At 68.3% G+C, this 20,269-nt stretch carries 15 protein-coding genes; 7 read left to right on the top strand and 8 right to left on the bottom strand.

The genetic code is table 11. The features are described 5' to 3' along the window. Positions 1 to 20 precede the first annotated feature (20 nt). Complete coding sequence (locus CFB43_RS11470; RefSeq protein ID WP_089495113.1) at positions 21 to 287, top strand: DUF2866 domain-containing protein; 267 nt, start codon at positions 21 to 23, stop codon at positions 285 to 287. 209 nt (positions 288 to 496) lie between these two features. On the opposite strand, the gene CFB43_RS11465 is transcribed toward CFB43_RS11470, so the two are convergent. Further along, on the bottom strand, positions 497 to 2,428 hold the full coding sequence (locus CFB43_RS11465; RefSeq protein ID WP_089495112.1) for an ATP-binding cassette domain-containing protein: 1,932 nt from the start codon (positions 2,426 to 2,428) through the stop codon (positions 497 to 499). A 136-nt stretch (positions 2,429 to 2,564) separates the two neighbouring features. On the opposite strand from CFB43_RS11465, the gene CFB43_RS11460 reads away from it, so the two are divergent. Then, complete coding sequence (locus CFB43_RS11460) at positions 2,565 to 3,044, top strand: glutathione peroxidase (protein WP_089495111.1); 480 nt, start codon at positions 2,565 to 2,567, stop codon at positions 3,042 to 3,044. 63 nt (positions 3,045 to 3,107) lie between these two features. Here the strand turns inward: CFB43_RS11460 and cls are convergent, their stop codons facing one another. From cls to dapC, 6 genes are all read right to left on the bottom strand, one after another. Next, positions 3,108 to 4,547, bottom strand: coding sequence for a cardiolipin synthase (gene cls / locus CFB43_RS11455; protein ID WP_089495110.1), 1,440 nt, complete (start codon positions 4,545 to 4,547; stop codon positions 3,108 to 3,110). Positions 4,548 to 4,655: 108 nt separating this feature from the next. Continuing rightward, a complete protein-coding gene (prmB, locus tag CFB43_RS11450; RefSeq protein ID WP_089495109.1) occupies positions 4,656 to 5,564 on the bottom strand; it encodes a 50S ribosomal protein L3 N(5)-glutamine methyltransferase in 909 nt (302 codons plus the stop codon). A gap of 11 nt (positions 5,565 to 5,575) precedes the next feature. Continuing rightward, positions 5,576 to 6,715 (bottom strand): succinyl-diaminopimelate desuccinylase, encoded by a 1,140-nt coding sequence (gene dapE / locus CFB43_RS11445; protein WP_089495108.1) that lies wholly within the window; start codon positions 6,713 to 6,715, stop codon positions 5,576 to 5,578. 90 nt (positions 6,716 to 6,805) lie between these two features. Beyond that, positions 6,806 to 7,174, bottom strand: coding sequence for an ArsC family reductase (locus CFB43_RS11440; protein WP_069248286.1), 369 nt, complete (start codon positions 7,172 to 7,174; stop codon positions 6,806 to 6,808). Further along, entirely contained in the window at positions 7,174 to 8,001 is an 828-nt protein-coding gene (gene dapD / locus CFB43_RS11435; RefSeq protein WP_014896723.1) for a 2,3,4,5-tetrahydropyridine-2,6-dicarboxylate N-succinyltransferase, read from the bottom strand. Before dapD ends, CFB43_RS11440 begins: the two co-directional genes overlap by 1 nt. A gap of 43 nt (positions 8,002 to 8,044) precedes the next feature. Continuing rightward, positions 8,045 to 9,277 (bottom strand): succinyldiaminopimelate transaminase, encoded by a 1,233-nt coding sequence (gene dapC, locus CFB43_RS11430; protein ID WP_089495107.1) that lies wholly within the window; start codon positions 9,275 to 9,277, stop codon positions 8,045 to 8,047. A 159-nt stretch (positions 9,278 to 9,436) separates the two neighbouring features. On the opposite strand from dapC, the gene CFB43_RS11425 reads away from it, so the two are divergent. From CFB43_RS11425 to def, 5 genes are all read left to right on the top strand, one after another. Beyond that, the gene (locus CFB43_RS11425) at positions 9,437 to 10,378 is read left to right on the top strand and encodes a DMT family transporter (protein WP_089495106.1); all 942 of its coding nucleotides are present in this window, start codon (positions 9,437 to 9,439) and stop codon (positions 10,376 to 10,378) included. A 139-nt stretch (positions 10,379 to 10,517) separates the two neighbouring features. Continuing rightward, positions 10,518 to 14,030 carry a chromosome segregation protein SMC gene (gene smc, locus CFB43_RS11420; protein ID WP_089495310.1) on the top strand — a complete coding sequence of 1,171 codons (3,513 nt, stop codon included), beginning with the start codon at positions 10,518 to 10,520 and terminating at the stop codon, positions 14,028 to 14,030. Between the two features lie 85 nt (positions 14,031 to 14,115). Continuing rightward, positions 14,116 to 15,399 carry a cell division protein ZipA C-terminal FtsZ-binding domain-containing protein gene (locus tag CFB43_RS11415; RefSeq protein WP_089495105.1) on the top strand — a complete coding sequence of 428 codons (1,284 nt, stop codon included), beginning with the start codon at positions 14,116 to 14,118 and terminating at the stop codon, positions 15,397 to 15,399. Between the two features lie 166 nt (positions 15,400 to 15,565). Further along, a complete protein-coding gene (gene ligA, locus CFB43_RS11410; RefSeq protein ID WP_089473102.1) occupies positions 15,566 to 17,641 on the top strand; it encodes an NAD-dependent DNA ligase LigA in 2,076 nt (691 codons plus the stop codon). Then, positions 17,638 to 18,171 carry a peptide deformylase gene (gene def, locus CFB43_RS11405; RefSeq protein ID WP_089495104.1) on the top strand — a complete coding sequence of 178 codons (534 nt, stop codon included), beginning with the start codon at positions 17,638 to 17,640 and terminating at the stop codon, positions 18,169 to 18,171. The genes ligA and def overlap by 4 nt, the downstream gene beginning before the upstream one ends. A 90-nt stretch (positions 18,172 to 18,261) precedes the next feature. On the opposite strand, the gene CFB43_RS11400 is transcribed toward def, so the two are convergent. Continuing rightward, on the bottom strand, positions 18,262 to 20,262 hold the full coding sequence (locus CFB43_RS11400; RefSeq protein WP_089495103.1) for a pseudouridine synthase: 2,001 nt from the start codon (positions 20,260 to 20,262) through the stop codon (positions 18,262 to 18,264). Positions 20,263 to 20,269 lie beyond the last annotated feature (7 nt).

The following is a 20,269-nucleotide window of genomic DNA, read 5'->3' as shown; positions in this document are numbered from 1 at the left end:
GCGCAATGCGAAGGGAACCTATGTTGAAATCGTACGGGGAAGCGCCGAGCGGACGCCTTTACAACCTGCGTGGCTGCCGCGTGTCGGAGCCGATTCGCCAGCCCTGGGGCGGCGGATGCCGGATCGTCGAATGGATCGACGACGAGGGGCGCCTGGCGCGCAAGGTCGTGTCTGAGGACGTGACGGAAGCGGAAGTCGCCGCAGCGATCCGGCGGCCGACCGAGGGGCGCCGGCACCTGATGGGCGACGACGAGCAGCTGCCGCGCGACACGTTGCCGCGACGCTGAGCCGGCAAGCGCGGCGAGCAGCCGGAGAAGGGTGCGACGACGGTAGTGAATGATCAGGCCGGGTCCGAGCGCCCGGCCTTGTCGCATCTGGGCCTCCCGAGGGCCGGATGGTCTTTCGCCGCGCCGCGATGCCAGGGTGCCGGGCGCAGAGGCAGCCGGCGCGCAGGGCCGGCGTATCGGCATAGTGGCCGACCGTGCCGCGACGGCGGTCAGCCGATCTGCTCGAGCTCTTCCTGCGCGGCGAGCCAGTCGGACTCGACCGTTTCGAGACGCGTGTTGACGTCCCCGAGCTTGCGGATCGCGTCGGTCAGTTCCGTCTTGCGCTCGGCTTCGTAGCTCGCCGGGTCGGCGACGAATGCGTCGAGACGCGCCTTCTCCGCGTGCAGTGTCTCCATTTCCTTTTCGAGCTTCGTGATGCGCGTCTGCAGCGGTTTCTTCAGCACCGACAGGCGCTGCCGCTCCTCGGCCGCTTGACGCTTCTGGTCCTTGCGGTTGGCTGCGGCACTCGCACCCGAAGAGGCCGCGCTGTCGGCCTTCGCGGCCGCGCGCTGCTCGGCCGCGTGCTGCAGCAGCCAGTCGCGGTAGTCGTCGAGGTCGCCATCGAACGGCTGCAGCCGGTGCTTCGCGACCAGCATGAACTGGTCGGTCGTCGCGCGCAGCAGGTGACGGTCATGCGAGACGAGGATCAGCGTGCCTTCGAACTGCGCGAGCGCCATCGTCAGCGCATGACGCGTTTCGAGGTCGAGGTGGTTGGTCGGTTCGTCGAGCAGCAGCAGGTTCGGCTTCTGCCAGATGATCAGCGCGAGCGCGAGGCGTGCCTTTTCACCGCCCGAAAACGGCCCGACCGGCGTGGTCGCCATATCGCCCGAGAAGTTGAAGCCGCCGAGGAAGTCGCGCAGTTCCTGCTCGCGCGTGTCGGGCGCGAGCCGTGCCAGATGCGCGAGCGGCGAATCGTCCTCGCGCAGCGTTTCGAGCTGGTGCTGCGCGAAATAGCCGATCGTCAGCCCCTTGCCGTCGCGGACGTGCCCCGACAGCGGCGCGAGCGTGCCGGCCAGCGTCTTGATCAGCGTCGACTTGCCCTGGCCGTTCGCGCCGAGCAGGCCGATGCGCTGGCCGTTCTGGATCGACAGCGCGACGCGTTCGACGATCGGGATTTCCGCTCCGCCGTCGGCGTGGTAGCCGCAGCGGACGTCTTCCATCACCATCATCGGGTTCGGCGCGGCATCGGGCGTGCGGAATTCGAACGTGAACGGCGACGCGATGTGCGCGGGCGCGATCAGCTCCATCTTCTCGAGCGCCTTCATCCGGCTCTGTGCCTGCTTGGCCTTGGTCGCCTTGGCCTTGAAGCGGTCGACGAAGCTCTGCAGGTGCTCGATCGTCTTCTGCTGCTTTTCGTACGCGCTTTGCTGCAGCGCCAGTTGCTGCGCGCGCAGCACTTCGAACTGCGAGTAGTTGCCGCCGTAGCGCTTCACCTGGCGGTTTTCCAGATGCAGCGTGACATTGCAGATCGAATCGAGGAATTCGCGGTCGTGCGAAATCACGACGAGCGTGCCGGGGTAGCGGTGCAGCCAGTCTTCGAGCCAGACGATCGCGTCGAGGTCGAGGTGGTTCGTCGGTTCGTCGAGCAACAGCAGGTCGGAACGGCACATCAGCGCCTGCGCGAGGTTCAGGCGCATGCGCCAGCCGCCGGAGAAGCTGGCGACGGATTCGCGCGTCTGCGCGAGCGTGAAGCCGAGGCCGAGCAGCAGCGCCTCGGCGCGGGCGGGCGCGGTGTAGCCGTCGGCGTCGGCGAACGCCGCGTGCGCGTCGGCTTCGGCGGCGCCGTCATGCGCGGCGGACGCGGCGGCGATGCGGGCCTCGATCTCGCGCAGCGCGGCGTCGCCGTCGAGCGTGTAGTCGAGCGCCGAGCGGTCGACGGCGGGCGTTTCCTGCGACACATGGGCGATTCGCCACGACGGCGGCATCGAGAAATCGCCGCCGTCCGAGTGCAGCTCGCCGCGCAGGACCGAGAACAGGGTCGACTTGCCGGCGCCGTTCGCGCCGATCAGGCCGGCTTTCTCGCCGGGATTGAGCACGAAGGAGGTCGACTCGAACAGCGGCTTGGTGCCGCGCGCAAGGCTGAACTGATTGAAACGGATCACGGCGGAAATGACTGGCCAAAACCGCTATTCTAGACTGCGCGCCGTTCGCGCCGGGCATTGGCCGTTCGGCGGATGCCGCAACGGGGCAATTTCGCCTAGACTCCACGTCGATCCGGTTTCATAAAAGGAGTGCCCGATGTCCACCCTGTATTCGTTCAGCGCAGAGACGCTTGCCGGCGCACCGGCCTCGCTCGACGCGTATCGCGGCAAGGTGCTGCTGATCGTCAACACCGCGAGCGAGTGCGGTTTCACGCCGCAGTATGCGGGCCTGCAGAAGCTGTACGACCAGTACGCGGCGCGCGGCTTCTATGTGCTCGGCTTCCCGTGCAACCAGTTCGGCAAGCAGGAGCCCGGCGACGCCACGCAGATCGGTGCGTTCTGCGCGCGCAATTACGGCGTCACGTTCCCGATGTTCGCGAAGATCGACGTGAAGGGCGACCATGCGCATCCGCTGTACCGCTACCTGACCGACGAGGCGCCCGGCATTCTCGGTCTCAAGGCGATCAAATGGAATTTCACGAAGTTCCTGGTCGATCGCGAAGGGCGCATCGTCAAGCGCTACGCGCCGTCAACCAAGCCGGACGAAATCGCCGCGGATATCGACAAGCTGCTGTGACGGCTGCCGGCGGCGTTCGCGGCGCCGGTGCGGATCGCACGGGCGCCGCCGCCGTCCCGGCCGCTAGAGGATCGGGGCGAACAGCCGGGCGACGTGCATCGCGATGCGCCGCCAGGCGGGCGATTGGCGGTATTCGCTCGCATCGACCTCGTACGCCTGCGCGAAATCGGCATCGAGCATCGTCTCGACTTCGTCGGCGAACGTGCGATCGACGGTCAGCACCATGATCTCGAAATTGAGGCGGAACGAGCGGTTGTCGAGGTTCGCGCTGCCGATCGCTGCCGCGATGCGGTCGATCAGCACGACCTTCTGGTGCAGGAAGCCGGGCCGGTAGCGGAACACCTTGACGCCCGCATCGACCAGGTCGCGCGCGTACAGCTTCGACGCCTCGAATACCACGTAATGATCGCGCCGGCTCGGGATCAGGATGCGCACGTCGACGCCGCGCATCACGGCGAGCTTCAGCGCGGCGATCACGGCTTCGTCGGGGACGAGGTACGGCGTGGTGATCCAGACCCGCTCGCGCGCGGCATTGATCGCCTCGACGAAGAACAGCGAGCCCGTCTCCTGCTTGTCGGCCGGCCCCATCGGCACCGCGAGGCAATGCATGTTGTCGCCGGGCTGCGCGGGCGGGGGCAACGCGAGCGGCGGCAGCTTCTGCGTTGCCCAGTGCCAGTCTTCGGCGAACACGTACTGGATGCTCGCGACCACCGGGCCGCGAATCTCGATGTGCGTGTCGCGCCACGGCGACAGGCGCGGCTTTGCGCCGAGATACTCGACGCCGACGTTGTGGCCGCCCACGAACGCGCAATTGCCGTCGACGACGACGATCTTGCGGTGGTTGCGGAAGTTGAGCTGGAAGCGGTTGACGAACTTCCGGTTGGTCGCGAACGGATGAACCTCGACGCCACCCCGGCGCAACGTGTCGACGTAGCTGTGCGGGAGGTCGAAGCTGCCGATGCTGTCGTACAGCAGGCAGCAGCGCACGCCGGCCGCCGCGCGCGCGAGCAGCGAGTCGCGCAGCATCCGGCCGAGCGCATCGTCGCGCACGATGAAGAACTGCACCACCACGTAGTCGCGCGCGGCGTCGATGGCCGCCAGGATCGCCGAGAACGTCGCGTCGCCGTTCACGAGCGTGCGCACCGAATTGCCGCCGAGGAACGGCATGCCGCCGAGCCGCGTGAGCGCGAGCACCGCGGCCTGGCCGATCGCGTCGGCGGCCGGCCCGTCGGTCGCGTCGGTGGTGAGCCAGGGCGAGCGCGGTGTGTGCATGCGCAACATTTCCAGCTCGTGGCGCCGGGCGTCGACATAGCCGGAAAACTTGCTGCGGCCGAGGAACAGGTACGGAATGAGCGTCAGGTACGGCATGGCCGCGAGCGAGACGGCCCACGCGATCGCGCCTTGCGACGTGCGCGTGTTCATGATCGCGTGGAACGCCGCGATGATCCCGAGCACATGGATGGTCAGGATCAGGGTGCCGAGATGTAGCCAGTCGAGGGTCATGGGCGCGTGTCGGACTCCTGAGGTCGCGCGGCCGGGCGGCCGCCTACGCGCATCTTACCCAACCGTGCGGCGCAACGGTGCACCGCACGGTGGGCGAGCCGGGAAGGCTCAGGCCTTGCGGGGCAGGTCCGACGCCTGGATCAGGAACACGGCGTCGTCGCCCGCGCTGGTGGGCAGCCACGTGAGCTCGAGGCCGCCGAACGCGGCTTCAACGTGTTCGCGCTCGTTGCCGATCTCGACGACGAGCACGCCGTCGTCGTGCAGCCAGCGATGGGCCTCGGCGACGATGCGTCGCACGATGTCCATCCCGTCGTCGCCGCCCGCGAGCGCCATCTCCGGCTCGTGCCGGTACTCGGGCGGCAGCGCGGCCATCGACGCCGCGTTCACGTACGGCGGGTTCGTCAGGATCACGTCGTAGCGCGAGCCCGGATCGGTGCGGAACGTGGGCAGCGGTGCGTAGAGGTCGCCGCGGTGCAGCGCGACACGGTCTTCGAGGCCGTAGTCGCGTACGTTGATCTCGGCGACTTCGAGCGCCTTGTCGGATAGGTCGACCGCGTCGATCTCGGCGTTCGGGAACGCGCTCGCCGCGAGGATCGCGAGGCAGCCGGAGCCCGTGCACAGTTCGAGCACCGCGCCGACCTGCTCGGGATCGGCGACGTACGGCTGCAGCCCGTCGTCGAGCAGTTCGCCGATGAACGAGCGCGGCACGATCACGCGTTCGTCGACGTAGAAGCGGTGGCCGTGCATCCACGCTTCATGCGTGAGGTACGCGGCCGGTACGCGGTCGGCCGCGCGCCGTTCGATCACCGCGAGCACGGCCGCGATTTCGTCGGGCAGCAGCCGCGCGTCGAGGAACGGCTCGAGCGTGTCGAGCGGCAGGTCGAGCGTGCGCAGCACGAGGTAGGCCGCTTCGTCGTATGCGTTGTCGGAGCCGTGGCCGAACGCGAGCTTCGCTTTCGAGAGGCGCGTGACCGCGTAGCGCAGCAGGTCGCGAACAGTGGCAAAAGGTGTCGTCATGCGAGGCTCCATCAGGCGATCAGTTGTTCGAGCACGCGGCGGTACACGTTCTTCAGCGGGTCGACGAAGCGCACTTCGATGTGCTCGTCGATCTTGTGGATGCTGCCGTTCGGCGGGCCGAACTCGATCACCTGCGGGCAGATGCGCGCGATGAAACGGCCGTCCGACGTGCCGCCCGTGGTCGACAGCTCGGTCGTGATGCCGGTCTCGGTGCGGATCGCGTTTTCCAGCGCGCCCGACAGCTCGCCGCGCGGCGTGAGGAACGGCAGGCCGCTCACCGACCACTTCAGCGTGTATTCGAGGCCATGCTTGTCGAGGATCGCGTGCACGCGTGCCTGCAGGCCTTCGACGGTGCTGGCGGTCGAGAAGCGGAAGTTGAACAGCAGGTCGGCGTGGCCGGGAATCACGTTGGTCGCGCCGGTGCCGGCATGCAGGTTCGACACCTGCCAGGTGGTCGGCGGGAAGTATTCGTTGCCTTCGTCCCACTGCTCGGCGGCGAGCTCGGCGAGCGCCGGCGCGAGCAGGTGGATCGGGTTCTTCGCGAGGTGCGGATACGCGATGTGGCCCTGCACGCCCTTGACGACGAGTTCGCCCGACATCGAGCCGCGGCGGCCGTTCTTCACGACATCGCCGAGCTCGGCGGTCGACGTCGGCTCGCCGACGATGCAGTAGTCCATGCGCTCGCCGCGTGCTTCGAGCAGCTCGACGACCTTCACGGTGCCGTCGGTGGCGGGGCCTTCCTCGTCGCTCGTGATCAGGAACGCGATCGTGCCGCGGTGGCCGGGATGGGCCGCGACGAATTCCTCGGACGCGACGACGAACGCCGCGAGCGACGTCTTCATGTCGGCCGCGCCGCGGCCGTACAGCTTGCCGTCACGATGGGCGGGGATGAACGGCGGCGAGCTCCATTGCTCGAGCGGGCCGGTCGGCACGACGTCGGTGTGGCCCGCGAACGCGAGCAGCTTGCCGTCGCGGCCGTCGGTGCCGCGCTTGACGGCCCACAGGTTGGTCACGCCGTGCGACGCGATGGTCTCGCATTCGAAGCCGAGCGCGGCGAGGCGCTCGGTCATGATCTGCTGGCAATGCTGGTCGTCGGGCGTCACGGATGCGCGGGCGATCAGCTGTTCGGTAAGGGCTAGGGTGGCGGACATGGTTCGGACCACTTTCGATAAAAAATGCCGGCGCGGTGGCCGGCAGCGACAAGACGTCGGGCTGCGCCGACAGGCGCAGCGCGGGCAGCCCTATGCGGCAAACAGCGCCGCGTATTGATCGGCCACGAAGCCGAGCGACTTCACGCGGCCGTTGACCACCAGCACGGGGCGCTTGATGACCGACGGCTTGTGGATCATCAGCGCGACCGCGCCGGCCTTCGTTTCGGCGGCCGCCTTCATCGCGTCGTCCAGGCCGCGCCACGTCGTGCCGCGCTTGTTGACGAGCGCGTCGAGCGACACGTCCTTCAGCCAGTCCTCGACGAGCGGTGCGCTGACACCGAGCTTCTTGAAGTCGTGAAACTCGAATTCGACGCCGTGATCGTCGAGCCACACGCGGGCCTTCTTCACGGTGTCGCAGTTCGGAATGCCGTAGACGACCACGGTGTGCGGCTTTGCCATCAGTCGCCTCGCAGCAGCTCGTTCAGGCCGACCTTCGCGCGGGTCTTCGCATCGACCTTCTTGACGATCACCGCGCAGTACAGGCTGTGCGAGCCGTCCTTCGACGGCAGGTTGCCGGCGACGACGACCGAGCCGGCCGGGATGCGGCCGTAGCTGACTTCGCCCGTCTCGCGGTCGTAGATCTTCGTGCTTTGGCCGAGGTACACGCCCATCGAGATCACCGAGTTTTCCTCGACGATCACGCCTTCGACGACTTCCGAGCGCGCGCCGATGAAGCAGTTGTCTTCGATGATGACCGGGTTTGCCTGCAGCGGCTCGAGCACGCCGCCGATGCCGACGCCGCCCGACAGGTGCACGTTCTTGCCGATCTGCGCGCACGAACCGACCGTGGCCCACGTGTCGACCATCGTGCCTTCGTCGACGTACGCGCCGATGTTGGTGTACGACGGCATCAGCACGACGTTCTTCGCGATGAACGAGCCGCGGCGCGCGATGGCCGGCGGGACGACGCGGAAGCCGCCCGCGGCGAAATCTTCGGCGGTGTAGTTCGCGAACTTCGACGGCACCTTGTCGTAGAACTGCGAGTAGCCGCCGGCGGGCATCGGCGCGTTGTCCTCCAGGCGGAACGACAGCAGCACGGCCTTCTTCAGCCACTGGTGCACGGTCCAGTTGCCGTCGATCTTCTCGGCCACGCGCAGCGCGCCTTTGTCGAGCTGCTCGATCGCGTGCGCGACGGCTTCGCGGACGTCGGCCGGTGCGGCCTTCGGCGACAGCTCGGCGCGGTTGTCCCAGGCGGTATCGATGATTTGCTGAAGTTGTTGCGACATGTTCGTTTTCGCAGGAGATGGATGGAATTGATCGGATGGACGATTACCGCGCGAGAGAGCGGCAGAAATCGACGATGCGTTGCGCGCCCTCGACGCATTCGGGGGTGCCCGCGACGAGCGCGATCCGGATGAAATCGCGGCCCGGATTCGTGCCGTGCGCATCACGCGCCAGGTACGAGCCGGGCAGAACCGTCACATTATAGTCGGCGTACAGGCGGCGGGCGAACTCGGTGTCCGACAGCCCGGTGCGCGACACGTTGGCCCACAGGTAGAACGCCGCGTCGGGCAGCTTCACGTCGATCACGTCGGCCAGCATCGGCGTGACGGTATTGAACTTCTGCAGGTACAGCGCGCGGTTCTCGCGCACGTGCGCCTCGTCGTTCCACGCGGCGATGCTCGCGTGCTGCCAGACCGGCGACAGCGCCGCGCCGTGGTACGTGCGGTACAGCAGGAATTTCTTCAGCAGCGCCGCGTCGCCGGCGACGAAGCCCGAGCGCATGCCCGGCACGTTCGAGCGCTTCGACAGGCTCGACAGCATCACGAGCCGCTCGAAGCCGCGGCCGAGGCGGTGCGCGGCCTCGAGGCCGCCGAGCGGCGGCGCCGCTTCGTCGAAATAGATTTCCGAATAGCACTCGTCGGACGCGATCACGAAACCGTGGAGGTCGGACAGCGCGAACAGCTCGCGCCAGTCGTCGAGCGTCAGCACGGCGCCCGTCGGGTTGCCCGGCGAGCAGACGTACAGCAGCTGCGTGCGCGCCCAGACTGCGTCGGGCACGGACGCGTAGTCGCACGCGAAGTTGCGGGCCGGGTCGCTGTTCGCGAAATAGGGTTCGGCACCGGCCAGCAGCGCCGCGCCCTCGTAAATTTGATAGAAAGGATTCGGACAGAGTACGATCGCCTTCTCGCCCTGTTCGGCCGGGCGTGCGTCGATCACCGTCTGCGCGAGCGAGAACAGCGCCTCGCGCGACCCCGACACGGGCAGCACCTGCGTGGCCGGATCGATGGCCGGCAGCCCGTAGCGGCGCTCGAGCCAGTGCGCGATCGATGTGCGCAGCGCGTCCGAGCCGGCGGTGGCCGGGTACGACGCGAGACCGTCGAGCGCGGCCACCACGGCGTCGCGGATCAGCGCCGGGGTCGCATGTTTGGGCTCGCCGATGCCGAAGCTGATCGGTTTGAGGGCGCCGGAGGGCGTCACGTCCTTGAACAGGGCGCGCAGCTTTTCGAAGGGATAGGGCTGGAGTGAGTCGAGTCGAGGGTTCACGGGCGAAGCGGCCATCGCGGCCGGTTGGAGCGAAAGAAGCGGCGGGCGCGCCGCGCGGCTGCGAACGGGCGCCGACGGCGCGCGGGTCGCAACGGACGATTATAGCGTGACGGAATGCGGTCACGGCCTGCCGGAACGGCGGCCGGGCCGGTCGAATAAAGGGTATTGAACCAAATGAATAACGCGGTACGCGGCAGCCTGCCGACGCTGGCCATCCTGGTCGGCGCATCGGTATGGGGCCTGATCTGGTATCCGCTGCGGATCCTGGCGTCGCTCGGCGTGACGGGCACGCTGGCGAGCGCGCTGACGAGCCTCGTCGCCTTCCTGTTCGTGATCGTCGCGCGCCACCGCACGATCGCGACGCTGCGCTGGCACTGGGTGCTGCCCGGCATCGCGGTGACGGCCGGCGTGACGAACCTCGGGTTCGTGTGGGGGACGATCCATGGCGAGGTGCTGCGCGTGATGCTGCTGTTCTACCTGACCCCCGCATGGACCGCGATCTACGCGCACTTCCTGCTGCGCGAGCGGCTGACCTGGGCCGGCGCGGGGCTCGCGGCGCTGTCGATCGGCGGCGCGATGCTGATGCTGTGGTCGCCGACGCTCGGCCTGCCGCTGCCGGCCACCCCGGCCGAATGGGCCGGGCTCGCGGCCGGGTTGAGCTTCGCGATGAGCAACGTGCTCGTGATCAAGGCGAGCCGCGAGTTGCCGGAGATGCGCGCCGAGATGCGTACCGCGACGCTGTTCGGCGGCGCGGCGGTGTTCGGCGCGATCGCGTCGCTGTTCGAGGGGATCCCGGCTGCGCCGGCGGGCGGCCACCTCGGCACGGCCGTGCTGATCATCGTCGCGATCGGCGTGACGATGGCGTCGAACAACCTGCTCGTGCAGTACGGGCTGGCGCGCGTGCCGGCCAACCGTGCGTCGATCATCATGCTGTTCGAGATCGTGATCACCGCGCTGTCGGCCTGGGTGTTCGCGAACGAGCTGCCGAGCGCGCGCGAGTGGGCGGGCGGCGCGTGCATCGTGCTGGCGACGCTGCTGTCGAGCCGGGTCCATCGTGCCGCGCCGGCACCGGACAAACCCGGCGACGGTCGGGACGCCGCACGCGCGATGGTATGATGGAAGCCGTTTGCGGGGCCCAACGCTGTATGCGCGCGGCCCCGCTTTTGAATTCCGGAGCGCATCGCGCGCATGGGCTGTCCGGCCTCGCGCAGTGCGGCTCCGTCCGTTTCACACCTTCTTCACATCCGATACCGCCGTGCGTCTGAGCTCGATCAAACTCGCTGGCTTCAAATCCTTTGTCGATCCCACGCATTTCCAGGTTCCGGGCCAGCTTGTCGGCGTGGTGGGCCCAAACGGGTGCGGCAAGTCCAACATCATCGATGCCGTGCGCTGGGTGCTCGGCGAGTCGCGCGCTTCCGAGCTGCGTGGCGAATCGATGCAGGACGTGATCTTCAACGGCTCGACCGCCCGCAAGCCCGGCAGCCGGGCCAGTGTCGAACTGATCTTCGACAACTCCGACGGCCGCGCGGCCGGCCAGTGGGGCCAGTACGGCGAGATCGCCGTGAAGCGCGTGCTGACGCGCGATGGCACGTCAAGTTACTACATCAACAACCTGCCGGCGCGCCGCCGCGACATCCAGGACATCTTCCTCGGCACCGGCCTCGGGCCGCGTGCGTACGCGATCATCGGGCAGGGCATGATCGCCCGGATCATCGAGGCGAAGCCGGAAGAGCTGCGCGTGTTCCTCGAGGAAGCCGCGGGCGTGTCGAAGTACAAGGAACGCCGCCGCGAGACCGAGAACCGCCTGCATGACACGCGCGAGAACCTGACCCGCGTCGAGGACATCGTCCGCGAGCTCGGCGCGAACCTCGAGAAGCTCGAGGCGCAGGCCGTCGTCGCCACCAAATACAAGGAACTCGTCGCCGACGGGGAGGAGAAGCAGCGCCTGTTGTGGCTGCTGCGCAAGAACGAGGCCGCCGGCGAGCAGCAGAAGCAGCAGCGTGCGATCGAACAGGCGCAGATCGACCTCGAGGCGCAAACGGCGAAGCTGCGCGAGGTCGAGGCGCAGCTCGAGACGCTGCGCGTCGCCCATTATTCGGCAAGCGACGCGATGCAGGGCGCGCAGGGTTCGCTCTACGAAGCGAACGCCGAGGTGAGCCGCCTCGAAGCCGAGATCAAGTTCATCGTCGAATCGCGCAATCGCGTGCAGGCGCAGATCGCCGCACTGAATGCGCAGCGCGAGCAATGGCGCGCGCAGGCCGAGAAGGCGCAGGACGAGCTCGAGGAAGCCGAAGAAGCGCGCGCAATGGCCGACGAGAAGGCCGCGCTCGCCGAAGACAACGCCGCCGCGAAGCACGATGCGCTGCCGGCGCTCGAAGCGAAATTCCGCGATGCGCAGGCGCAGCTCAACGACGAGCGCGCGCGGATCGCGCAGACCGAACAGTCGCTGAAGCTCGAAGCCGCGCACCAGCGCAACGCCGACCAGCAGCTCCAGCAGCTGCAGCAGCGCCATGAGCGCCTGAAGAGCGAAGCGGGTGGGCTCGACGCGCCGGACGAGGCTCAGCTCGAAGAGCTGCGCATGCAGCTCGCCGAGCAGGAAGAGATCCTGGCCGAAGCGCAGGCGCGCCTCGCCGACGCGCAGGAAACGGTGCCGCGCCTCGATGGCGAACGCCGTGCCGCGCAGGAGCGCGTGCAGGCCGAAGCCGCGCAGATCCACCAGCTCGAGGCGCGTCTCGCCGCGCTGAAGCAGCTGCAGGAAAATGTTCAGACCGAAGGCAAGGTGCAGCCGTGGCTCGACAAGCACGAGCTCGGCGCACTGCCGCGTCTGTGGAAGAAGCTGCATGTCGAAGCCGGCTGGGAAGCCGCGCTCGAGGCCGTGCTGCGCGAGCGCCTGGCCGCGCTCGAAGTGTCGAATCTCGACTGGGTGAAGGCTTTTGCCACCGACGCACCGCCCGCGAAGCTCGCGTTCTATGCGCCGCCCGCGGCCGGTGAACCGCCGGCGGCCGTGGCCGGTCTGCGTCCGGTGCTGTCGCTCGTGCGCATCGACGATGCGGGTATCCGCGCGGTGCTGAACGACTGGCTCGGCAACGTGTACGTCGCCGACGACGTCGCGCAGGCGCTCGCGACACGCACGCAGCTGCCGGCAGGCGGCGCGTTCGTCGTCAAGGCCGGCCATATCGTCACGCGCGTCGGCGTGCAGCTGTATGCGGCCGATTCGGAGCAGGCCGGGATGCTGGCCCGCCAGCAGGAAATCGAAAACCTGACGCGCCAGGTGCGCGCGCAGGCGCTGCTCGCCGACGAGGCGCGCACGGCCGCTATCCGCGCGGAGGCCGCTCACACGCAGGCCACGCAGGCGCTCGGCGACGTGCGCGCGCAGGCCGAGCGTGCGACGCAGCGCGTGCATGCGCTGCAGATGGACGTGCTGAAGCTTGCGCAGGCGCACGAACGTTACACGCAGCGCAGCACGCAGATCCGCGAGGAACTCGAGGAAATCGGCGCGCAGATCGAAGAGCAGCGCGCGATGCGCGCGGAGTCGGAAGCGAATTTCGAGCGTTTCGACGGCGAACTGGCCGAACTGCAGGCGCGCTTCGAGGACAATCAGCTCGCATTCGAGGCACTCGACGAATCGCTGACGCAGGCGCGTCAGGAAGCGCGTGACCTGGAGCGCGGCGCGAACGACGCGCGCTTCGCCGCACGCAATGCCGTGACGCGGATCGACGAGCTCAAGCGCAGCATCCAGGTCGCGCACGAGCAGAGCGAGCGCGTCGCCGCGTCGCTGGAAGACGCACGCGCCGAGCTCGAGACGATCAACGAGCAGACCGCGCACACGGGCCTGCAGGACGCGCTCGAGATTCGCGCGGTGAAGGAAGAGGCGCTGCAGGCCGCGCGGATCGAACTCGACGACCTGACCGCGAAGCTGCGTGCGTCGGACGAGCAGCGCCTCGTCGCCGAGCGCTCGCTGCAGCCGTTGCGCGACCGCATCACCGAATTGCAGTTGAAGGAGCAGGCCGCGCGCCTGTCGGTCGAGCAGTTCGCCGAGCAGCTCGTGACGGCCGAGGTCGACGAGGTGGCGCTGTCCGCGAAGCTCACGCCGGATCTGAAGCCGTCGTACCTGCAGGGCGAGGTCACGCGCCTGAACAACGCGATCAACGCGCTCGGCCCGGTGAACATGGCCGCGCTCGACGAGCTGAAGGCCGCGAGTGAGCGCAAGGTGTTCCTCGACGCGCAGTCGGCCGACCTGATCGACGCGATCACGACGCTCGAGGACGCGATCCACAAGATCGACCAGGAAACCCGCACGCTGCTGCAGGGCACCTTCGACGAGGTCAACCGTCACTTCAGCGACCTGTTCCCGCGCCTGTTCGGCGGCGGCCAGGCGAAGCTGATCATGACGGGCGATGAAATCCTCGATGCCGGCGTGCAGGTGATGGCGCAGCCGCCGGGCAAGAAGAACGCGACGATCCACCTGCTGTCGGGCGGCGAGAAGGCGCTGACGGCCACCGCACTGGTGTTCGCGATGTTCCAGCTGAACCCGGCGCCGTTCTGTCTGCTCGACGAGGTCGACGCGCCGCTCGACGACGCGAACACCGAGCGTTTCGCGAATCTCGTGCGCGCGATGTCCGACAAGACGCAGTTCCTGTTCATCTCGCACAACAAGATCGCGATGGAAATGGCGCAGCAGCTGATCGGCGTGACGATGCAGGAGCAGGGCGTGTCGCGGATCGTTGCGGTGGACATGGAAACCGCCGCGGGTTTTGCCCAGAATTGACGTTTGACGAAACCGGACCGCGTTCGCGCGGCGCATGGGCGCCCGTTCGCGGTTCCGACGAACAAGAATTGCTGATGGAGCGTGCATGGACGAGTTGACACTCGGTTTGATCGGCGCGGGCGCCGTCGTGGTGGGCGGCGTCGTGGTCTACAACGCATGGCAGGGCGCGAAGGTGCGGCGCAGGATGCCGCGCCCGATGCCGGAGGAAGCGGCCGAGGCGATGAACCGCCCCGAGCGCGAGGAAGAATTGCCGTTCATCGAGCCGGTGCGCCAGCCGGTGCGGCGTGAGCCCGCAGCACCGGCCCCGGCGGCCGCCACGGGCGGCACGCCGGCCGAAGTCGCGCGCGTCGAGCCGACGTTCGGTGGAGCGGCACCTGCCGATACGCCGGCCGATCTGCAGGCCGAGGCGACCGGTATCGATGCACCGGCCGAGTCGGTCGAGCCGGTTGCCGGCGAGGCAGCCGCACCGGCTTCCGCGCACGACACGCACGCTGAACCGGCAGAGCCGGCCGAACCCGTGCTGCCGGCCGCCACGACGATCTCGTCGGCTCCGCCGGCGATCGTCGACCGCCGGATCGACTGCATCGTGCCGATCCGCCTCGGCGGGTCGCTGCCGGGCGACAAGATCCTGCCGGCCGCGCAGCGGCTGCGCCGCGCGGGCAGCAAGCCCGTGCACATCGAAGGCAAGCCGGAAGGCGGCCAGTGGGAGTTGCTGCAGAACGGCGTGCGCTACGAGGAGCTGCGCGCGGCCGCGCAGCTCGCGAACCGCAGCGGTGCGCTGAACGAGCTCGAGTTCTCCGAATTCGTGACGGGCGTCCAGCAGTTCGCCGACGCGATCGACGGCGCGCCGGAATTCCCGGACATGATGGAAACGGTCGCGATGGCGCGCGAGCTCGACGCGTTCGCCGCGCAGTGCGACGCGCAGCTGTCGATCAACGTGATGTCGGACGGCGCGCCGTGGTCGGCGAACTACGTGCAGGCGGTCGCGTCGCAGGACGGGCTGCTGCTGTCGCGCGACGGCACGCGTTTCGTGAAGCTCGACGCGAAGCAGAACCCCGTGTTCATGCTGCAGTTCGGCGACACGAACTTCCTGCGCGACGACCTCACGTACAAGGGCGGCAACATGATCACGCTGGTGCTCGACGTGCCGGTCGCCGAAGAGGACATCCTGCCGTTCCGGCTGATGTGCGACTACGCGAAGTCGCTGTCCGAGCGGATCGGCGCGCGGGTCGTCGACGATTCGCGGCGGCCGCTGCCGGAATCGACGCTGGTCGCGATCGATCAGCAACTGATGAAGCTGTACGCGAAGCTCGAGGAAGCCGGCATCCCGGCCGGTTCGCCGGTCACGCGCCGCCTCTTTAGCCAGTAACGCGCGCCCGGCGGGCGGCGGCTTTCGGTGCCGTCGCCCGTCGCTGCAATGCACCGTGCTTGTGTGCACTGCAGCGGGCCCGCGCGGCTCGCATCGCGTGCCCCCGCTGCGGCGTCAAACTGAGATAATCGGAATTCCGATTTTTCAGAACGACTCTGCCGCCAGCATGGCCCGAACCCAAGCCGAACCGCCAGCCAGCCAGCCCGACGCGCGTGCCGCGTGGCTGCGCGATCAACTCGAGCGGGCGAACTACGCCTACTACGTGCTCGACCAGCCGGATCTGCCCGACGCCGAATACGACCGGCTGTTCCGCGAACTGCAGCAGCTCGAAGCCGACCATCCGGAACTCGTGACGCCCGATTCGCCGACGCAGCGTGTCGGCGGCGAGGCGGCCGGCGGCTTCACGCCGGTCGTCCATGACGCGCCGATGCTGTCGCTGAACAACGGTTTCGCGGACGAGGACATCGTCGCATTCGACAAGCGTGTCGCCGACGCGCTCGACAAGACGACCGATCTCGCCGGCTCGGTGACGGAGCCCGTCGAATACGCATGCGAGCTGAAGTTCGACGGTCTCGCGATCTCGCTGCGCTACGAGCAGGGCGTATTCGTCCAGGCATCGACGCGCGGCGACGGGACCACGGGCGAGGACGTGACCGAGAACGTGCGCACGATCCGTTCGATTCCGCTGAAGCTGAAGGGCAAGAACGTGCCGGCTGTACTCGACGTGCGCGGCGAGGTGCTGATGTTCAAGCGCGATTTCGCACGCCTGAACGAACGCCAGCGCGCAGCCGAGCAGCGCGAATTCGCGAACCCGCGCAACGCGGCGGCCGGCAGCCTGCGCCAGCTCGACTCGAAGATCACCGCGCAGCGTCCGCTGTCGTTCTTCGCGTACGGGATCGGCGTGCTCGACGGGATGCCGATGCCCGATACGCACAGCGCGCTGCTCGACTGGTACGAGTCGCTCGGCCTGCCCGTGAACCGCGAGCGCGCGGTCGTGCACGGCGCCGAGGGCTTGCTCGACTTCTTCCGCAAGGTCGGCGAGAAGCGCGAGTCGCTGCCGTACGACATCGACGGCGTCGTCTACAAGGTCAACCGGCGCGACGAACAGGAGCGTCTCGGCTTCGTGTCGCGCGCGCCGCGCTTCGCGCTCGCGCACAAGTTCCCCGCACAGGAGGCGCTGACCAGGCTCGTCGCGATCGACGTGCAGGTCGGCCGCACCGGCGCGATCACGCCGGTCGCGCGCCTCGAGCCCGTATTCGTCGGCGGCGCGACCGTGACGAACGCGACGCTGCACAACGAGGACGAGGTGCGCCGCAAGGACATCCGGATCGGCGATACCGTGATCGTGCGCCGCGCGGGCGACGTGATCCCCGAGGTGGTCGGCGCGCTGCTCGACCGGCGCCCGGCCGATGCGGCCGAATTCGTGATGCCGACCGAATGCCCGGTGTGCGGCTCGAAGATCGAGCGCTTGCCGGACGAAGCGATCGCGCGTTGCACGGGCGGCCTGTTCTGCCCGGCGCAGCGCAAGCAGGCGCTGTGGCATTTCGCGCAGCGCCGCGCGCTCGACATCGACGGGCTCGGCGAGAAGATCATCGACCAGCTCGTCGAGCTGAATCTCGTGCGCACGCCGGCCGACCTGTTCAATCTCGGCTTTGCGACGCTCGCCGAGCTCGACCGGTTCGCCGAGAAGTCGGCACAGAACCTGCTCGACTCGCTCGAGAAGGCGAAGCATACGACGCTCGCGCGCTTCATCTACGGGCTCGGCATCCGTCACGTGGGCGAATCGACCGCGAAGGATCTCGCCAAGCATTTCGGCTCGCTGACGCCGATCATGGACGCGTCGATCGAAGAACTGCTCGAAGTCAACGACGTCGGGCCGATCGTCGCCGAGTCGCTGCACCAGTTCTTCGCGGAAGAGCACAACCGGACCGTGATCGAGCAGTTGCGCGCGCCGGGCAAGGTGACGTGGCCGGAAGGGCCGCCCGCGCCGAAGGCGCCGCAGGGCGTGCTGGCCGGCAAGACGGTCGTGCTGACGGGCACGCTGCCGACGCTCACGCGCGATGCCGCGAAGGAAATGCTCGAAGCGGCGGGCGCGAAAGTGGCCGGTTCGGTGTCGAAGAAGACGGATTACGTGGTCGCGGGCGCCGAAGCCGGCAGCAAGCTCGCGAAGGCCGAGGAACTCGGCATCCCCGTGCTGGACGAAGACGGCCTGCACCAACTCCTGGAGGGTAATACGCCATGATTCGCGAGATCCTGAAGATGGGCGATCCGCGCCTGCTCGAAGTCGCCAAGCCGGTCGAGCGGTTCGATACACCCGAACTGCACGAGATCGTCGCGGACATGTTCGAGACGATGCACCACGCGAACGGCGCTGGCCTGGCTGCACCGCAGATCGGCATCGGGCTGCAGATCATCATCTTCGGCTTCGGCAACAACAACCGCTACCCGGACGCGCCGCCGGTGCCCGAGACCGTGCTGATCAACCCGAAGATCGAGTACCTGCCGCCGGACATGGAAGAGGGCTGGGAAGGCTGCCTGTCGGTGCCGGGCATGCGCGGCGTCGTCAGCCGCTACGCGAAGGTGCGCTACAGCGGCTTCGACCAGTACGGCGAGAAGATCGACCGCGTGGCCGACGGTTTTCACGCACGCGTCGTCCAGCACGAATACGATCACCTGATCGGCAAGCTGTATCCGATGCGGATCACCGACTTCACGCGTTTCGGCTTCACGGAAGTGCTGTTCCCGGGGCTCGATCCGACTTCCGACGATTGATCGGCCGGCTTCGCCGGCGTCTCGCAGACAAGAAAAAAGCCCGCTTGCGCGGGCTTTCTCATTGCATGGTGCACGTGTAGGCGCCGGCGATCAGAACGTCTCGTCGGCCGACAGATAGCGCCATTGACCCTGCGGCAGTGCGCCGAGCATCACGCGGCCCATCCGGACGCGCTTCAGGCCGATCACGTCGAGGCCCACCAGCTCGCACATGCGACGGATCTGGCGCTTCTTGCCTTCGCGCAGCACGAAGCGCAACTGCTCGCCGTTCTGCCAGCTCACCATCGCGGGCTTCAGCGCGACGCCGTCGAGCTCGAGGCCGTGGCGCAGCTTCGCGAGCGATTCCGCGGGGAAGTGCTGGTCGATGTCGATGAGCCGCTCGCCGAAGCGCACGCGTACCAGGTATTCCTTGTCGATATCCGACTGCTCGCCGATCAACTGCTTCGCGATCACGCCGTTCTGCGTCAGCACGAGCAGGCCGGTCGAATCGATATCCAGGCGGCCGGCCGGTGCGAGGGCATGCAAGTGCTGCGGCGAGAAGCGTACCGGCGAATGGTCGCCGCTCCAGCGGTTCGCGCGCGTGATCAGCACGGCAGCGGGCTCGTAGCCGTCTTCCGCCTGGCCCGACACGTAGCCGACCGGCTTGTGCAGCAGGATCGTCACCTGCGCGGCCTGCGCGGCGCTCGCGCGTTCGTCGATCTCGATCTTCTGGTCGGCGCGGACCTTGGTGCCGAGCGTGTCGATGCGTTCGCCGTCGACGAGCACCCAGCCCTTTTCGATCCATTCGTCGGCTTCGCGGCGCGAGCACATGCCGAGCTCGGACATCCGTTTCGACAGGCGCATCAGGCCCGATTCGTCACCGTAGTCGGCGGCGGCGCGCTTGACCGGTTGCGCGGTCTTGACCGCACCGAACGAGCGGCGCTCGCCGTCGCGTGCGGGGCGGGCCGGACGGTCGCCGAAGCTGCGCTTCGCACCTTCGCCGGCAGGCTTGTCGCGATACGACGGGCGCTTGCCGTCGTCGGCGCCTGAGCGGCGCGGGCGGGCATCGTCATCACGGCGCGGCGGGCGATCGGACGACGTGCGGCGGTCGCCGAAGCTGCGCTTCGCGCCTTCGCTGGCTGCCTTGTCGCGATACGGTGCGCGTGCGTTGCCTTCACTGGAACCTGCGCGGCGCGGACGGGCATCGTCATCACGGCGCGGCGGGCGATCGGACGACGTGCGGCGGTCGCCGAAGCTGCGCTTCGCGCCTTCGCCGGCTGCGTTGTCGCGATACGGCGCGCGTGTGCCGCCTTCGCCTGCACCTGCACGACGCGGCCGTGCATCGTCATCGCGGCGCGGCGGACGATCGGACGACGTGCGGCGGTCGCCGAAGCTGCGCTTCGCGCCTTCGCCGGCTGCGTTGTCGCGGTATGGCGCGCGTGCGTTGCCTTCACTGAAACCTGCGCGGCGCGGACGTGCATCGTCATCGCGGCGGGGCGGGCGATCCGACGACGGGCGACGATCGCCGAAGCTGCGCTTCGCGCCTTCACTGCCTGCGTTGTCACGATACGGCGCGCGTGCACCGCCTTCGCCACCTGCACGACGCGGCCGCGCGTCGTCATCGCGGCGCGGCGGACGATCCGACGACGTACGACGGTCGCCGAAGCTGCGTTTTGCACCTTCACCGCCTGCGCTGTCGCGATACGGCGCGCGTGCACCGCCTTCGCCACCTGCACGACGCGGCCGCGCGTCGTCATCGCGGCGCGGCGGACGATCGGACGACGTGCGGCGGTCGCCGAAGCTGCGCTTCGCGCCTTCCCCGGCCGCGTTGTCGCGATAAGGGGCGCGCGTGCCGCGTTCCGCACCGCCGTCACGCGGTGCACGCTTGGCCGGTGCGCGATCCGCGCCCGGGCGCTCGGCGCCCGCGGCAGCGCGCGGCTTGAACGTGCGTTCGCCGGCGCCGGCCGGGGACGCTTTCTTCGGGCGGGCCGGCTTGTCCCCGGCGGGAGGCGTAGCGGGACGCACCGCCTTGCGGGCGACGAGGCTGCCGGAGCGGACAGGGGCGCGGGTCGGCGACGCCGGCTTCGGATTCTTGACGGTTAATTTGGTGCGCATAAACGCT

This window comes from Burkholderia sp. AU15512 (assembly GCF_002223325.1).
In the GTDB taxonomy this organism is placed as follows: domain Bacteria; phylum Pseudomonadota; class Gammaproteobacteria; order Burkholderiales; family Burkholderiaceae; genus Burkholderia.
Note: the sequence above shows the minus strand (reverse complement) of the source record. Positions and strands in the feature narration are given on the sequence as shown.

What these genes read in the sequence shown, in the direction of transcription:
- CFB43_RS11425 (WP_089495106.1), top strand. Translation starts at nt 9,437, where the DNA reads ATGAATAACGCGGTACGCGGCAGCCTGCCGACGCTGGCCATCCTGGTC.
- ligA (WP_089473102.1), top strand. Translation starts at nt 15,566, where the DNA reads ATGGCCCGAACCCAAGCCGAACCGCCAGCCAGCCAGCCCGACGCGCGT.
- CFB43_RS11470 (WP_089495113.1), top strand. Translation starts at nt 21, where the DNA reads ATGTTGAAATCGTACGGGGAAGCGCCGAGCGGACGCCTTTACAACCTG.
- CFB43_RS11415 (WP_089495105.1), top strand. Translation starts at nt 14,116, where the DNA reads ATGGACGAGTTGACACTCGGTTTGATCGGCGCGGGCGCCGTCGTGGTG.
- CFB43_RS11460 (WP_089495111.1), top strand. Translation starts at nt 2,565, where the DNA reads ATGTCCACCCTGTATTCGTTCAGCGCAGAGACGCTTGCCGGCGCACCG.
- dapC (WP_089495107.1), bottom strand. Translation starts at nt 9,277, where the DNA reads ATGGCCGCTTCGCCCGTGAACCCTCGACTCGACTCACTCCAGCCCTAT.
- cls (WP_089495110.1), bottom strand. Translation starts at nt 4,547, where the DNA reads ATGACCCTCGACTGGCTACATCTCGGCACCCTGATCCTGACCATCCAT.
- CFB43_RS11400 (WP_089495103.1), bottom strand. Translation starts at nt 20,262, where the DNA reads ATGCGCACCAAATTAACCGTCAAGAATCCGAAGCCGGCGTCGCCGACC.
- dapE (WP_089495108.1), bottom strand. Translation starts at nt 6,715, where the DNA reads ATGTCCGCCACCCTAGCCCTTACCGAACAGCTGATCGCCCGCGCATCC.
- CFB43_RS11440 (WP_069248286.1), bottom strand. Translation starts at nt 7,174, where the DNA reads ATGGCAAAGCCGCACACCGTGGTCGTCTACGGCATTCCGAACTGCGAC.
- def (WP_089495104.1), top strand. Translation starts at nt 17,638, where the DNA reads ATGATTCGCGAGATCCTGAAGATGGGCGATCCGCGCCTGCTCGAAGTC.
- dapD (WP_014896723.1), bottom strand. Translation starts at nt 8,001, where the DNA reads ATGTCGCAACAACTTCAGCAAATCATCGATACCGCCTGGGACAACCGC.
- prmB (WP_089495109.1), bottom strand. Translation starts at nt 5,564, where the DNA reads ATGACGACACCTTTTGCCACTGTTCGCGACCTGCTGCGCTACGCGGTC.